Below are 17525 nucleotides of genomic sequence, written 5' to 3' on the forward strand. Positions count from 1 at the left end.
GTGACCACCCATCTGCCTCCCGCGCTTCAGCGCCTGCTGAAGTTCACGGTTGGCATGCCCTGGCCGGAGGGCAGCGAGGGTGACCTCAGGGAGCTCTCGTGGCAGTGGGAGGTGCTGGCCGGCGAGCTCGACTCGCTCAGCAACCAGTTGCTGACCATCTCGGGCGACTTCTCCACCGTGATGGAGGGCGCCACGAGCGACGAGATCCAGAAGATGCTCTCCGGGACGTTCCGCGAGGGCGCTGGTCAGCTGGAGGACCAGGCCCGGGCCTACGCCAAGATGCTCAAGAACGCGGCCGCGGACATCCAGAAGACCAAGATCATGATCGTCTCGATGCTGGGAGTTCTGGCCGCGACGATCGCTTCTCTCCTGGCTTCGCTGTTCGGTTCGCTCTTCGTCCCGGGAGTGATCGCGGCCGCCCGCGTGGGCATTGGTTTCGCGCTGCGCATGCTCATCACCAGGCTGATGCAGTACGGCCTGATGAACATCGCCAAGACCCTCGTCATCAGGACGCTGACGGGAGCGGCGTTCGGCACCGCGCTGATGGTGGGCCTCGACGGGGGCATCCAGGCCGGCCAGATCATCGCGGGCAAACGCGACGGCTGGGACCTGAACTCGCTGAAGGGCAGCGCGATCGGTGGCGCGATCGGTGGCGCCCTCGGCGGCCTGGGCGAAGGCGCCGTCGGTCTCTTCGGCAAACTCGGCCGCGACATCGGCCGGATGCTGCCCCGCAGCATCCGGAGCCTCACCCCGCTGGCCAACAGCATCGTCCAGATCCCGCTCGCGGCACTGAGCAACCCGCTCACCAACAAGGCCACCCACAGCTCCGGCAGCGCGACGGACGGCATCTTCGGCTCCCTGGAGCCAGGCGGCGGCAGCAAGCACGCCAAGGTCCCCAGCGTCGACCCCGCAGTCGTCAAGCCCGTCACCGTCCCCAACTTCACCCTGCCCAACGTCGACCTCGGCAACACGTCCTCGTCGCCGGCCATCGACAACGGCACCCGAGTCGGCACCACCTTCGACGCGCCGAGCACCGACACGTCCCCCGCCACCTCGACCCCGGTCCCGACCCAGAGCAGCCCGGCCACCCCAGGCGGCAGCACCAACGCCGCGCGTGATCCCTCCAGCAGCACCCCGAGCACGGCCCGCGGCTCCAACATGTCGACGAGCGGCTCCAGCGCCCCCACTCCCGTCGACGCAAGCGGCCGCCCGGTCACGACGAGCACCACCCCGGCGACGGGTACGGCTCCGGTGACGGGTACGACTCCGGCGACGGGTACGACTCCGGCGACGGGCACGACTCCGGCGACGGGTACGGCTCCGGTGACGGGTACGGCTCCGGTGACGGGTACGACTCCGGCTGCGGGTACGGCTCCGGCTGCGGGTACGGCTCCGGCTGCGGGTACGGCTCCGGCTGCGGGTACGGCTCCGGCTGCGGGTACGGCTCCGGCGACGGGTACGACTCCGGCGACGGGCACGACTCCGGCCACGGGTACGACTCCGACTACGAGCACGACGCCAGCGACGGGTACGACTCCGACTACGAGCACGACGCCAGCCACGGGTACGACTCCGTCCACGGGCACCACCCCGGCCACGGGCACGACGCCAGCGACGGGCACGACTCCGACTGCGAGCACGACTCCGGCTGCGGGTACGACTCCGGCTGCGGGTACGACTCCGACTACGAGCACGACGCCAGCGACGGGCACGACTCCGACTGCGAGCACGACTCCGGCTGCGGGCACGACTCCGGCTGCGGGCACGACTCCGGCCACGGGTACGACTCCGACTACGAGCACGACGCCAGCGACGGGCACGACGCCAGCGACGGGCACGACGCCAGCGACGGGCACGACGCCAGCGACGGGCACGACGCCAGCGACGGGCACGACTCCGGCCACGGGTACGACTCCGGCGACGGGTACGACTCCGGCTACGGGCACCACCCCGGCTACGAGCACGACTCCGGCGACGGGCACGACGCCAGCCACGAGCACGACTCCGGCGACGGGCACGACTCCGAGCACCACGCCGACCACGGGTTCGGTTACGCCGAGCGGTTCCGGGGCAGGCGACCGGTCGGGGACCGGTTCCACCGGGTCGGTCGAGGGTTCGACCGGCGGCAGGTCGGCCGACGGCGTGGCGTCGCCTGTTCCGGATGCCTCGCGGCCCGGTCAGGAGACGGGGCCTGTCACGTCGACCTCGACCGACGGTCCTGCTCCGCGCGGCTCGGACGACCCGCCGGTTCCGTCGGACGGGGGTGACCGCCAGTCGCCCAGTTCGCGGGAGGGTGTGGACCCGGCGGCGGACCGTTCGGTGCGGGACGAGCAGCCGCGCACGCCCGATGCGGGCGAGCGGAGCACTCCGCAGGTGCCGGACCGCATGGCCGAGCAGCCGGTCGCGGCAAAAGAGCAGCGCACCGACGACGTCGCGCCGACCGTTGGTCCGGTTACCGGCGGCAAGTTGGACGTCGGCACGGGCGATGGCACGCCGATCGCCGGTCCGGTGCCCGGTGGCAGGCTGGACGGGCAGGACGTCGGCGCTCGGCCTGATCAGCGCGCGAGCGTTGCTCGTCCGGATGTGCCGGCGGGCAACCGGCTGGATCAGCACGTGCCTGGTGGTCGGCAGGAAGTGCCCACCACGGGTGGGCGGCCGGAGACGCAGACTGGTGGTGTCCGTTCGGACGGCCCCACGGCGGGTGGGCGGCCGGAGACGCAGACCGGTGGCGTCCGCTCGGACACCCCCACCACCGGTGCCCGGCCGGAGACGCAGACACGTCCCGGCCAGTCGACGGGCCAGTCGGACGGCGGGCGACCCGGCAACGCCACGGATCAGCGGGTGCGCGACGGCCGGCAGCCGGACACGCGCTCGTCCGAGCCGAGCGCCGACCGGCCCGGTGCGCAGCAGCAGCAGCAGGATCGGGTCGCCACGACGTCCGACGGCAACGGCGCACCGTCGTCCGACCGCACCCCGGACCCCGCCACCCACCATCAGCGGGCCGATGCGGACGGCGAAGCCTCGCCTGTGCCGGGCAGTGGCCGCACGGACGAGGCGGCCACGCGCACGGACGAGCCTTCGACCAGGCACGAGCTCGAGATCACCCCGGCACGCGAGGACGACCCCGCCGGCACGCCGGATCCGGCCGACCTCGTCCAGCGGGCGCGTTCGGAACGGCCCGTCGTCGACGGCGACATCGACGGCACGGCGGTGCGCAAGGCGATCATCGACCAGCTCGGGCTGAAGGACACCCGCACCGACCGGTTGCTGCGCGAGGCGGTCGAGACGCACTTCTCCGACGAGAACATCAAGGCCCACTTCCACCGCGCCGCGGACGGTGGCGTGGTCGTGGATCTCGGGGTGAAGACGCGGCAGGCGCCTCAGGTCAAGATCGAGGTCGTCGGCGTCAGTTCCGGGCGTGACGTCCAGCCGAAGGCGACCGACTTCGCGAACAAGCGCACGCGTACGCCGTCGGAGCAGTCGGTGACCAGTGAGCGGTCGCCGATCTCGGCTGACGCCCGCAACTTCCGGGTGCCGACGCCGTTCGTCAACATCACGCTCAGGCTCGCGGGTCTGTTCAACCAGCCGTCTTCGTCGATGGCGGCGAAGCTCTCGCGCGGCCTGAAGACGGAGGTGACCGAGACGGGCTTGCGTGCCGAGCGGTCCGTGCACGACGTCACCTTCAAGCTCACGGTGCGCGAGCCGCGGAAGTGGCCGTGGCAGAAGAGCCAGACGAAGACCGACGCGGTGTCGGTGGACGTGCCGCTGGTGTGGCCACGGCGGGAGGTGGTCGAGCCGCCACCACAGCCGATCAGACCGGACCTGCGACCGCGCGACATCGCCCAGGTCGAGATCAACGGTCTGCACAAGATCTACAACGAGGTCGAGCGGGCACTCGCCGGACCGAAGGCGGAGAACTTCCCGATCGGGCACCCCGGTGCGCGCCGGTTCCGCGACTGGCTCGCCACCCTGCCGGACCGCGGCACCGAGCTGCTCACCGGTGAGCCGGTGCGCGAGACGTTCAAGCTGCCCGGCAGGCGCGAGCGGGTCGAGGTGTCGATCGCGGTCGTGGACACGCAGGCCGTCCGTCCCAAGGAGATGGTCGACGGCAAGATCGTGCGGACGCGGGACTCCAGCTACGAGGCGACGTCCGGGCAGTCGGTGAGTCTGCGCTGGGGCGGCGGTCTCTTCATCCAGGCCGGTGACATCACGGGTGCGCTGGGCGGTGCCGCCGGTCCGCTCATGTACAAGTACGCGACCACGACGACGGCGAGCAAGACCACCGCCAAGGGACGGCAGGAGGTCACCAGCACCTACACGGGACCCGTCGAGACCCAGCAGGTGCGGTTCTCCTACCTCGTCCAGGTCGGCTCGGGTGCGGACGCACGCCGCTTCAAGGTCGACGCGGACGGGACCGTGTGGAGCAAGCCGGAGGGGGCCGCCGAGGACCCGGTCCCGCACGCCACCGAACCGGAAACGTCCCGGCACGCCGTGCCCGAGACGGTGGACCTGGACCGCGCGCTGCACCAGCTGGACGTGATCCACGCCCTGCCGGAGGAGACGGTCGCGGGCATCGTCGGCCCCACCCTGCACCGGTTGTGGGTCGAGGGTTTCGTGCGGTCGAAGGACCTGGGGCCGTTCGAGCAGCGCCTGCGGCAGTTCGTGCACGACCACGCCAGGGAGATCGGACGGGGCGAGCCGGTACGGTTGCCCGTCAGTTCGTGGGCAGGCGACGCGCCCGACGTGTTCGTCAAGACCCGGCCCGTCACGGTCGAAGGTCGGTACGCCGGCGTGGTGCCCGGTGAGGTGGCGAAGACGATCACCTCGGTGTCGCGCAAGGAAAGCGTCGACCTGACCAAGTCGTGGGACACGACCTACGGCGCCTCGGGCTACGTCTTCGACGGCCGGGTGAAGAACTTCAAGTCCGGCAACGCCTACATCTACGGCAAGTACAGCACCAAGAACGTCGAGAGCCTCACACACGAGGTCGGTGTCGAGCACAGGTTCGACGGCGAGCGGCCGCTGCACCGCACCAGCTACCCGATCGAGGTCGAGGTCTCGCTCGGTGACCGCTGGGCGGGCAACGGCGAGAAGGTGCACACGTTCCGCGGAGAGGCCGACGTTCTCGTCCCCGAGCGCCCGGCACCCGTGCCCGACACGACGAGGAGCCGCCGCGACAGCGTCGTCGAGGATCTCGACGAGGAGGTGACGCCGCGCTGGGAGAACATCGACAACACCGCCGGCTGGCGGGCGGCGTCGAGGATGGGCACGCACCGCGCCGCCTACCTGCCGCCGGTGTTCCAGCTCGACTCGCTCAAGCCCGTGCCCGACCTCGTGCCCACGGTGGCGCGCATGGTCGACGAGGAGCCGGGCAACAAGCTGGCGGGCTGGGGCAGGCGGGTGCTGTTCGGCAACCGGCCGGCCAACATCGACCAGCACAAGCCGAACAACCTGGCCGGCGCCGACCTGAACAAGCCGGACGAGCGCACCGCGGCCAGGGAGGCGCTCGAGGCCTTCGCCGAGCTTCCGGCGCGGGCCGGCCGGTTCGACCGGACCGCGGTGTTCAAGGACAGCGTCGAACTGCGCACCTACAACCGGCCCGGTCTTCTGGGCGACCGGGAACGCGTCGTGCGGGTCGACCTGTCCGCAGACCTGAGGAACCCCCGCATCGTCTCCGTCGACACCACGCACAAGTTCTCCACCGCCGAGGTGGTGGAACACGCCCAGACGTCGGACAAGCAGAAAGCCAAGGGTGTCGAAGTCGGTGCCGGCGCGGTCGACGTGCCTCCCCTCGGCCACAAGTTCACCAGTGCGGTCGGGATGGCCGGCGGCGGAGTGAACTACATGAGCAAGCAGGGCTCGACCGAGGGCACCGGAGTCAAGGAGTCCGTGGTCCACACGCGGACCGAGCGCGCCTACCTCGTCGCGTTCGACGCGACGTACGACCTGCACACCAGCAAACGGCAGCGCTGGCACGACTTCCTCGGCGGCCAGCACGACGGCCGCAGCACTTCGGCGGCGAAGCGCGTGCACGTACCGGACGCCGCCACGGCGTGGATTCCCGCCAGCGAGATCCACCAGATCGGCCTGCTGCGGGACGCGGACCTCGAACACCTGCTCCCCGAGGAGGCGAAGGCCTACCGGCGCACGAACGAGGGTGAAACCGACTCCAGCCCGGGACGGGACTCGGACAACCGCTCGGACAACGGCTCGGACCACGACAACGGCTCGGACGAGACAGGAGCACGTGACGAACAGGGCTCGCGGCAGGACGACGCCGACCCCGACGTCACGACGCCTGACAACGTCGCCGCGCCCTCCAACGTGGGCCGTGGCAGCGGCCGGGTGGAGCTGCACCGCCTGGAAGCGGGCAAGGAGCTGCTCTTCCAGATCTCCAGCAGGTTCGACGAGTGGTCGGTCGAGCAGGGCGCCAGAAGCGCGCCCGCCTCGGTGGTCGAGCTCGCCCAGGAGGTGCTGACCTCACCTCGGTCCGACCTCGTGAACCGCGGCGCGGGCGACTTCGGCACCCTCAACGACCGGCTCGTCAACGACGTGCTCGGGCCGACCCTGACCGGAGCGGAGTTCGGCCCGGCTCTGCGCAGCATGCTGAACGGCGGCCTGCCGGTCTTCCTGCCCGCCATCAACGTCTTCGGCCGCGTCGAGCAGCTCGTGGTGCTGCGCGCGGATCTGGGCCCCGGCGAGTTCCACCGGCACGCCCCCGGCGAGACCGTCGAAGGCGAGACGGCCGCATCCCGGTCGTCCAGCTCGTCCACCGGCTCGTCCTGGGGTGGGGACTGGGGCATCGGCGCGCTGACCTCGATGGGCAAGAAGGGCCTCCCCGCCGGCGGCTTCGGCGCCAGCATCGGTGGCTTCGGGGACACCACGACCACTCGCACCGTGACGCACGAGCACGGCGAGACAGTGACCGCCAAGAGGTCCTCGGACGTCGTCGAGTTCCTGCACGACCTGCACGTCACGATGGACGTCTACAACTACTCGCGGGCCACCAAGTTCCGCCGCTTCTTCCCCGGCAGCACCTGGTACGAGAAGCCGTGGTCCACCGACTTCACGCTGCCCTCCGCGGTGCGTTCGGTCGTGCCGAAGGACGAGACGGTTCCCGCCGGCGGGCATCAGACGCCGGCGCAGCGGGAGGCCACAGGGTCGCTGAAGGAGTGGCAGCAGGCTCAGGAGCTGCCCGCCGGGCTGAAGTCCGAGACGCCGATGCACGTCCGGCCGTTCGACTCGCCCGCGCTGTACGAGGCGCTGGAGGTGCTCGCGCGCGGCGACGGCGACCGACCGATGTTGCACCCGCGCGCGATCCACCAGTTGCAGGCGGCGACCGGGTCCCTGCCGCTGCGGGCGCACATGCGTGACCTGCTCGCCGGGCGGCCGTACACCGTCAAGATCACGTCGGATGCGGTGCGACAGGTCGACATCACGGCCGACGTGGTGAAACGGGAGCTGATCGGCCCGGTGCGGACCGAGCTGACCACCAAGATGTCGGACACCGACACCACCAAGGTCAGCACGGCCACCAGCGTCCAGACCGGCCTGATGCCGTCGGCCAGTGCCAGTGCGGTGCACGTCGACAACACCCAGCAGCGGCCCGGCATCAACGTGATCGAGAACTTCATGAAGCTGGTCGACTACCAGTCGTCGGCCGACCAGACCGTCAAGACCACGAAGGAGACCGAGGCAGAGGAGGGCGCCGCGCCGACGGGCAGCGGCGACGAGCGCTACCTGGTCCGGCTCACTCCAGAGTGGACGATCACGCCCACCTTCCGCAGCTCGAAGGCGCCGCAGGCCTGGACGGAACCGGTGCACACCGTGCCGGACAGCCCCATCGTCGTCGAGACCGACCGCGCCGGTCTCGAACAGCTCGGTCTGGCCGATCCGGTCGAGGCACCGTCGTCGGAGCGCACTCGGCGCAGCAAGTCGCTGCTCGACTTCCTCAACGAGCCGATCGACGAGGCACCGTCGTCCGGCGAGCGGGCCGACGCCGCGCCGGAGCACCGGGGCGGCGACGAGCCGGTCACGCGGCACAGGACGATCGAGGACTTCCTGTACGGACCTGACGAGACCAGTCCCGGTCGGTCGGACGAAGCCGCCGACGGAACGTCGTCCGGGCTCGACACGATCGACGAGGGCGACGAGTCCGTCCTGCCCGCCGCGGACCGGGAGGCGGCGCCCGTTCGCGGCACGGTGGCCGAGCTCGACCGCATGACGTGGACGGACCGGCGGCCGTTCGGTGTGGACCCGACCGGGGAGATCCGCCACTTCGAACCGGGCGAGGTGCAGGTCCGGCCGTTGACGACGCGGAACGGTCAGGAGATCGGCCTGACCTTCCTGTCGGGCAAGGACGGCACGCGCTCCCTGAAGTGGGCGCAGGCGTCGGCCGAGTCGCACCTCCGCGGCTACGTGCATCCGGAGACGTCCTCGGGCTTCCCCGGCCTTCGCGGTGCGGAACGGATCGTCTCGCCGTGGCGGGCCGACTCGACGTACGTCGCGGTGGGCGGTGGAGAGCACCACTTCGAGCTGCGGCTGGGCGACGGCACACCGCTGCGGGTGGACGGCACGACGTTCGCGGAGGTGCTGTCCGGACTGGACTCGTTCCGCCGGATGTCGGAGCACAACGAAGCCGCGTCGCTGGTCCTGCTGTCCAGTCGCAGCGGCTCCCTCGACGCGCCGGGTGGCGCGGCGCGGGACTTCGAGCGCGGGCTGCGGGCCGCCGCGCTGGACCACCTGGTGGTCGCGCCGACGACGGACGTGCACCTGCGCAGCCCGCTGTTCGGCCGCGGCGGCGAGGTCGTGCTGGACCGCGGCGGCCGGTGGCGTGCGTTCCCGACGCCGGACGTCATCGACAACCTCGTGCTGCCCGCGACGATCGGTGACGGCCGGGTGCCGACCACCTTCCGCACCGGCGACGTGCGGGCCACCGGACTCCACCGCGCGGACGGCGCCCCGGTCGGCGTCGCCTTCACCGTGGGCCGCGACCTGCGCGACGACGTGGGCGCCGTGACGTCCGAGCCGACCGGCACCACGCGCCGCTACGACGCCGGCTACCCGACGGAGCAAGGTCTCGACGCCGCCGAGGCGGATGGCCGGGGTCGCTCCGAAACCGCGCCGTGGCCGGAGAACTCCTCCTACGTCTTCGCGCACGGCGAGGGCGACGCCGTGCACCTCGACCTCGTCGACGGCCGCACCGTCCAGGTCGACGGCGAGACCTTCGGCCGGGTGCTGCACGACCTGAAGGCGTTCCGCGACGGCACGGCGAACACCGAGGCCCTCACGCTGATCTCCTGCGACACCGGCGTGCTCCCCAGATCGGGAGGCGTGGCGCACGACCTGCAGCGCGCGCTCGACCAGTTCGGCCACCGCCAGCCCGTGGTCGCGCCGACCCGCGAGGTGGGCACCTGGCGGCACGGCGACGGCACCTGGGAGCCGTGGATCGCCGACTCGGGCACCTGGGAGCGGTTCGCCTCGGGCGACGCACGACAGCTCGGCGTGCGCCACGCCGACGGCGAGTGGACGTCGTTCGCACCGGCCGACGTGCGGTCCGTGCCCGTGGTGCGCAACGACGGCCGCGTGGCCGGTGTGTCGTTCCGGCCGGAGGGAACGTCCGAGCCGGCGGGGCGGGCGTTCGTCGTGGACGTCGAGTCCTCTTCGGACGGTTGGCTCACCGTGCACACCACCGACGGCACCGCGCTGTCGGTCGACGGGCCGACGTTCGCGCGGGTGGTCGCGGAGTCCGAGCCGTTCCGCACGGCGATGGGCGACGGGGAGCAGGTGCCGCTCGCGCTGGTGCCGTCGACGGCGGCGGAGGTGCCGAGCCAGCGCCGGGCTTTCCAGGACACGCTGGAGCGGGAGTTCGGCTTCCGCGAGCCGGTGTACGAGATGCCGGTCGGGCGCACCGAGACCGAGTCCGTTCCCGGCACTTCGGCTGGGCCGGCCACCGGTCAGCAGCCGGGGCGCGGTGGCGTGGCGAGCGATGTCGAGACCGTGCGGGACCCGGCGGGCGACGCGGAGGGCCTGCTCGAAGGGACGCGGACGGACACCGGCCTCCCGCACGAACGGGTGGAATCGGACCCGCAGGGTGCCGAGAGGGACGGCGGCGAAGGCGAGTCCCGGCCGAGCCGGTCGCCGTCGCGGCTGGAGACGATCGACGAGGGTGACGAGTCCGTCCTGCCCGCCGCGGACCGGGAGGCGGCGCCGGCTCGCGGCACGGTGGCCGAGCTCGACCGGATGACCTGGGTCGACGAGCGCCTCGCCGGGACGGACCCGCACGGTGAGATTCGCCGGTTCGAACCGGGTGAGGTGAGCGTTCAGCCGATCTCCCGGCGCGGTCAGCAGATCGGCCTGACGTTCCTGTCCGGCGCTGAGGCCACTCGTTCGCTGGAGTGGGGCGAGAAGCCCGCGGCCTCGCACCTGCGCAGCTACCTGCACCCGGACACCTCCTCGGCCTTCCCGAGCCGCCGAGGCGCGGAGCGGTTCGACTCGCCGTGGCACCCGGACTCGACGTACGTCGCGGTGCGCGGCAGCGAGACCTCGTTCGAGCTGCGGCTGACGGACGGCACCCAGGTGCGGGTGGACGGCGCGACGTTCGCGGACGTGCTGACCGGCCTCGACTCGTTCCGGCGCATGGCGCAGGCGAACGCGACCGGTTCACTGGTGCTGCTGTCGGGCCGGGCCGGCGCGGTGGACCTGCCGGGTGGTGCCGCGCGGGACCTGGAACGCGGGCTGGCCGGCGCCGCGCTGGACCACCTGGTGGTGGCGCCGACGGCGGACGTGCACCTGCGCACCGCGCGGTTCGGCCGCGGCGGTGAACTCGTGCTGGACCGGGGTGGCGCGTGGCGTTCGTTCCCGTTGCCGAACGTGATGGAGAACGTGACGCTGTCGGGGATTCTCGACGACGACGCGCCGGTCACCTTCCGCAGCGCCGAGGTGCGGACGCGCCCGATCGTCCGGACGGACGGCGCCACGATGGGCCTGGCCTTCATCACCGGCAACGAGCTGACGGTGGCCAGGGGGATGGAGCAGCACCCCTACCTGGGCAGGACGTTCTACTACGGCGAGGGCTACAACCCGCGCAACGACGGCCGCGACGTCCACGGGGAGCCGGTCGGCCGCTACGACCAGGCGCCCTGGCCGGAACACTCCGCCTACCTCCTCGCGCACGGCGAGCCCGGCACGTTCGACGTGACGCTCACCGACGGCCGCGACGTCAGGGTCACCGGTGACACCTACGCCCGCCTGGTGAACGACCTGCGCCCGTTCCGCGAGCTGATGGCCGAGCGCGAACCCAGGGGCATCCTGCTGATGTCCTGCTGGACCGGCAACGTGCCGGCGCCGGGCGGCGCCGCCTTCGACTTCCAGCGCACCCTGGTGCAGTTCGGCCACCAGCAACCGGTGATCGCCCCCACCCGCCCGTCGGTCATCAGCGGCAACGCCCGCTGGGGCTGGGAGACCAGGGTCACCGACGGCGGAACCTGGGAGCACTTCTCGTCCGGGCCCGCCCACCCGCTGGGTGAGTTCGTCGTGCGCGACGGCACGTCGTGGGACTCGTTCAGGCCGGCCGAGGTGCGCTCCGAGCCGGTCCCGCGCGACGGTCGCGTGGTCGGCATGTCGTTCCGCGACGAGGGTGCCGCCGCGCCGGGTTCGGCGTGGGCCGGAGCGGGCGGCACGGATCTGGACGGCGCCGTGCCGGCGCGGTCGTTCGTCGTGGACGTCGAGTCGGCGCCCGACGGCAGGTACGTGCTGCACACCGCAGACGGCGACGTGGCGTTGGTCGACGGTCCGGCGTTCGCGAAGGTGGTCGGCGAGTCCGAGGTCTTCCGCGCCGCGATGGACGCCGGGCACCTTCCGCTCACGCTGGTGACATCGACGCCGCTTCCCGGGCTGGGACGCGGCAGGGACTTCCACGACGCCCTGGTCAGCGAGTTCGGCTTCCGCGAGACGGTGCACGAGCCGCGCGGCACGACCGACGTCGTCGCGGGCGAGGACGGGACGCAGGTGCTGCGCACCGAGGACGGCTGGACCGTCCACGGCGTGCCTTCCTTCGACGACCTCTCGGACACGACGTCCTCCGGTGGCACGCCTTCGCCGGACCGGGTGCCGTGGGTGGACCGGCGGCCACAAGGCGTCGATCCCGCCGGTGAGGTGCGCCGCTTCGAGCCCGGCGAGGTCCAGGTCCGCCCGCTGGAGCGTCGCGGTCAGCAGATCGGTCTGACGTTCCTCGGCGGCCGCGAGGAGGCCGGCGCACTGCGGTGGGCGGCCGCACCGCAGAGCGAGCACCTGCGGACGTTCCTGCACCCGGAGGACTCGTCGGGGTTCCCGAGCCGCAGGGGTGCCGAGGAGGTCGCGGCACCGTGGCGGGCGGACTCGATGTACGTCGCGGTGCGCGGCGGCGCGGACTCCTTCGAGCTGCGGTTGAACGACGGCACGCGGGTGTCGGTGGACGGCTCGACGTTCGGGCGGGTGATGGCCGACCTGGCGCCGTTCCGCCAGCTGACCGACCGCAACGAGGGCGGTTCGCTGGTGCTGCTGTCCGGCCGGTCGGCCGGAGGTGGCGCGGCGCGGGACTTCCAGCAGGCGCTGGCGGACTCCGGCTGGGACCACCTCGTCGTGGCGCCGACGGCGGACGTGCACCTGCGCACCCCGGCGTGGGGACGCGGTGGTCAGACCGTCGTGGACCGCGGTGGCTCCTGGCAGGCGTTCCCGCTGGCGGACGTGGTCGAGAACCGGACGCTGCCCGCCACGAGCGCGGGAGTGCCGACGGAGTTCCGCACGAGCGAGGTGCGGGTGACCGCGCTCAACGGCCCGGACGGCAGGCCGCAGGCGGTGACGTTCGCGGTCGGGCGGGAGATGCGCGACGACGCGGCGACCATGTCGCTGCCGCACCGCGGCACGACCTTGCTGCTGCCGGAGGGCGACCACGGCCACCAGGCCGGGCGCGACCTGCGGGAGGGCCGGGACGCCTCGCAGCCCGCGCCGTGGCCCGAGCGGTCGGCGTACGTGGTGCCGCACGGCGATGTCGACAGCGTGGGCCTGGAGCTGACCGACGGCCGCTCGATCACGGTGAGCGGCGAGGTGTTCGCCGGCGTGCTGCAGGACCTGCGGCCGTTCCGGGACCTGATGACAGCGCGTGATCCGGACGCGATCGTCCTGCTGTCCTGCGAGACCGGCGCCGTGCGGGGTCCCGGTGGCGTCGCGCACGACTTCCAGCAGGCACTGGTGGGCTTCGGGCACCGCCAGCCGGTGGTGGCGCCGACGACCGTGGTCACGCTCCACACGTACCACCGGAACACCTGGGCGACCTACCTGGCCGACGGCGGCCGGTGGGAGACGTTCTCCTCGGGCGACGCCTTCCCGCTGGGCAGGCTGGCCGACGAGGCCCGCTGGGTGCCGTTCGAGCCGGGCGCGGTGCGGTCGGCGCCGATCACGCGCGGAGACCGGCCGGTCGGCATGTCGTTCCACGACGACGGCGCCGGTGGCCGGATCGCGGACGGAGCCGTACCGGAGCGGGCGTTCGCGGTCGAGGTCGAGACGGACGCGGACGGTCTGTACGCGGTGCGCACGCCCAACGGTGATCGGGTGTTCGTCGACGGTCCGGTGTTCGCGCGGGTGGTCGGCGAGTCCGAGGTGTTCCGCGGCGTGATGGCGGAGCGGACTCCGCTCGCGCTGGTGACGTCGACGCTGCCCGCCGACGCGGGCCAGGTCCGGGCCTTCCGCGACACCCTCGCCGGCGAGTTCGGCTTCCGGGAGACGGTGTTCGAGCGGACCGGGGACGGCTGGGCCGAGCACCCCACCACCGACCCCTCCGCCGCCGACGGCGGGGTGCCGCGCGACTCCGCCGCCGAGGACACCGTCGCGCCTTCGTCACCGGACCGCACCGGCGACGACGGGGAGACCACGCCGTCGGAGGCCGAGACCGAGCAGCTGCACCCGGACGAGTTCGAGCAGGTTCCCGCGCCGCAGCCGCCGCCGTGGGTGGACCGGCGGCCGATGGGCATCGATCTCAACGGCGAGGTGCGCCGGTTCGAGGCGGGCGAGGTCCGGGTCCAGCGGATGTGGCGGCGGACCGACCCGATGGGGCTGTGGAACAACAACCCGGTCGGGCTGACGTTCCTCAGCGGCGCTGACCGCACCAACTCGCTGCGGTGGGGTGCCGAGCCGAGGGACTCGCACCTGCGGACGTTCGTGCACCCGGAAGGGTCGACGTCGTTCCCCCACCGTGCGGGTGCCACCGAGACGGGCGTGCCGTGGCGCAGGGACGCGATGTACGTCGCCGTGCGCGCTGAGAACGGCACTTTCGAGCTTCGGCTGAAGGACGGCTCGGTGCTGGGCGTGGACGGCGCCACGTTCGGCCGGGTGACAGCCCAGCTGCAGAAGTTCCAGCGCATGGTGCAGCCCAACACGAGCGGCACGCTGGTGCTGCTCGCGGACCGGTCGGGTGTCGGTGGCGCGGCTGCGGACTTCCAGCGAGCACTGGCGAACCAGGGCTGGCAGCAGCTCGTGGTGGCGCCGACGGCCGACGTGCACCTGCGCACGGACTGGCCGGGCCGCGGTGGTCAGATCGTCGTGGACCGCGGTGGCTCCTGGCGGGCGTTCCCCGAGGCCGAAGTGGTCTCGAACCGGCTGATCGAGGCGGAGACGCGGGGCGGGAGCCCGACCACGTTCCGCACGAGCGAGGTGCGGATCACCTCGATCAACGGCCCGGACGGCAAGCCGCAGGCGATCACCTTCCAGATCGGCAACGAACAGCGCTTCGGGCTGAAGTCGCTGTCGCGTCCGCACGAGGGCACGACCGGACTGCTGCCCGAGGGCGTGAGCGGCTTCGCCGAGATCGATCGTGCCGTGCGCACGGGGCGGGTGGACGTGCAGCTCGCGCCGTGGCCGGAGCGGTCCGCGTACGTGAACATGCACGGTGGTCCCGAGGTCGTGACGGTGGAGCTCACCGACGGGCGCACGGTCCGGGTGCGGGGTGAGGCGTTCTCCGAGCTGCTGCTGGATCTGCGGGCGTTCCGGGACCTGATGGCCGTGCGTGAGCAGGAAGCATTGACCCTGCTGTCCTGTTCGGTCGCCGCGGACCGGCGCAGCGATGGTTTCGCGCGCGAGTTCCAGCAGGCGATCGCTCAGGCCGGATATCGCCAGCCGGTGGTGGCGCCGACGAAGACCCTCATCACGCACACGCTGCACGAGGGTGTGTGGGGGACCCAGGTGGTCGACGGCGGCCGGTGGGAGCACTTCTCGTCGGGCGGGGCCGTCGTGCTGGGCAGGCTGGACGACGAGGCGCGCTGGGTGCCGTTCGAGCCGGGTGAGGTGCGGTCGGCGCCGATCGTGCACGGCGACCGCACGATCGGCGTGTCGTTCCGGCGGGACGGCGCCGTCGAGGCCGTGCCCGTTGACGGGCAGGCGAAGCGGTTCCCGGAGCGGACGTTCCACGTGTCGGCTGAGTCCGATGTGGATGGTCGGATCGTGGTGTACACGGCCGAGGACAAGGCCGTGCACATCGATGGCCGGACGTTCGCGCGGGTGGTGGCCGAGAGCGAAACCTTCCGCGGCATGGGGCGCCTCCGGAGTGGGGACGCGCTCGCGCTGGTGGTGTCGACCCCGCTGGACGGCCCGACCCAGGGGCGCGTGTTCCACGACGCCCTCCGCCGCGAGTTCGGTGTCGAGAACCCCGTCCACGAGCCCAGGGGCACGGCCGGACTGGGCGATGGCGGTGACGGCAGGCCGACCGTGTGGACCCAGGACGGCTGGACCGTCTACAACCACAACGACAACCTCAACGTCCGCGTCATCCCCGGCGGCGCCGACACGACGTTGCGCGGTGTGGATCTGTCCGGTGAGGTGCGCCGGTTCGAGGCGGGCGAGGTCCAGGTCCAGCGGATGTGGCGGCGGACCAACCCGCTCGGCCTGTTCAGCGAGCCGGTCGGGTTGACGTTCCTCACCGGTCCCGGCCGCGACACCTCCCTCGCGTGGGGTGCCGAGCCCAGGAGCACGCACCTGCAGACGTCGGTGCATCCGCTGCCTTCACCGTCGGGCACCCGCAGCGAGCCCAGCCAGGTGGCCGCGCCGTGGCGCGAGGACGCGACGTATGTCGCCGTGCGCGGAGACAAGGACTACTTCGAGCTGTCGCTCAAGGACGGCTCGCCGCTGCGGGTGGACGGCTCGACCTTCGGGCGGGTGATGGCCCAGCTGGACAAGTTCCAGCAGGTCGCGAACCGCAACGAGAGCGGCACGGTGGTGCTGCTGACGGACTGGTCCGGTTCCGGCGAGGCGGCGCGGGACTTCCAGCAGGCGTTGCAGGCCGCCGGGCGGCGTGAGCAGGTGATGGCGCCGACGACCGAGGTGCGCCTGCGGACGGACGAGGCGGGAGCCGGTCAGATCGTCGTGCACCACGGCGGGACGTGGCGGGCGTTCCCGGCGGTGGACGAGGCGGCGACCACGCCCGCGGGACGGCCGGAGGCCCGCTTCCGCACGGGCGAGGTGCCGGACGCCGGGCCCGTGACCGAACGCGCGGCCCGCTCCACCAGCGGACCGGACACGGGGACCACGCGGATGTCCCGGTCCGTGGTGGAGCACGGGGAGCCGTCCGCGCCCTCGTCGCAGCCGGGGCGGCTGCAGGGCGTCGACGCGTCCGGTGAGGTGCGCCGGTTCGACTCCGGCGAGGTTCGGGTCCAGCGGATGTGGCGCAAGACCGATCCGCTCGGTCTGTTCCGCGAACCGGTCGGGCTGACGTTCCTCAGCGGCGGCGAGCGTTCCGCGTCGCTGAGGTGGGGTGCCGAGCCCAGGAGCGAGCACCTGCGCACCTTCGTGCAGTCGGTGCGCGACTCCGAGTTCCCCAGCAGCAAGGGGGCGATGGAGGCGCCCGCGCGGTGGCGCAAGGACGCGATGTACGTCGCGGTGCGCGGCGGTGAGGACTCTTTCGAGCTGAGGCTGACCGACGGCTCGCGGGTGCGGGTCGACGGGGAGACGTTCGGGCGAGTGGTGTCCGAGCTGCCGAAGTTCCAGCGGATGGCGGCGGTCAACGCGGGCGGCTCGGTGGTGCTGCTCGCCGGTCGGTCGGGTGCCGGTGCGGCGGCAGGGGACTTCCAGCGGGCGCTGACGGCGAACGGCTGGCACCAGCTGGTGGTGGCACCGACGACGGACGTGCACCTGCGGACCGACTGGTTGGGACGTGGCGGTCAGATCGTCGTGGACCGCGGCGGCTCCTGGCGGGCGTTCCCGCTGGCCGACGTGGTCCAGGGCCTGGAACTGGAGGCGCGCACCCCGGAGCGGGGCTGGCCCACCAGGTTCCACACGAGTGAGGTGCGGGTCACCTCGATCAACGGTCCGGACGGACGGCCGCAGTTCGTGTCGTTCGTGGTCGGCAGGGAGTTGCGCCACGACCTGACGGACCTGTCGCTCCCGCACCGGGGCACGACGTCGCTCACTCCCGGGAAGGCGGATCACGGCAGGCCGGACAGTTCGCAGCCCGCGCCGTGGCCGGAGCGGTCGGCCTATGTGACTCTGCACGGAAATCC

1 protein-coding gene (only partly in view) is annotated in these 17525 nt (G+C 72.3%); it reads left to right on the forward strand.

From position 1 onward, the window contains the following. Nucleotides 1-17525, forward strand: partial view of a hypothetical protein gene (locus ABZV40_RS19235; RefSeq protein WP_355442828.1) — the start only. It continues 19147 nt past the right edge of the window; the window shows 17525 of its 36672 coding nt (coding positions 1-17525); its start codon is at nt 1-3; the stop codon falls past the right edge of the window.

The organism is Lentzea sp. NPDC004782 (genome assembly GCF_040609115.1).
In the GTDB taxonomy this organism is placed as follows: Bacteria; Actinomycetota; Actinomycetes; order Mycobacteriales; family Pseudonocardiaceae; genus Lentzea.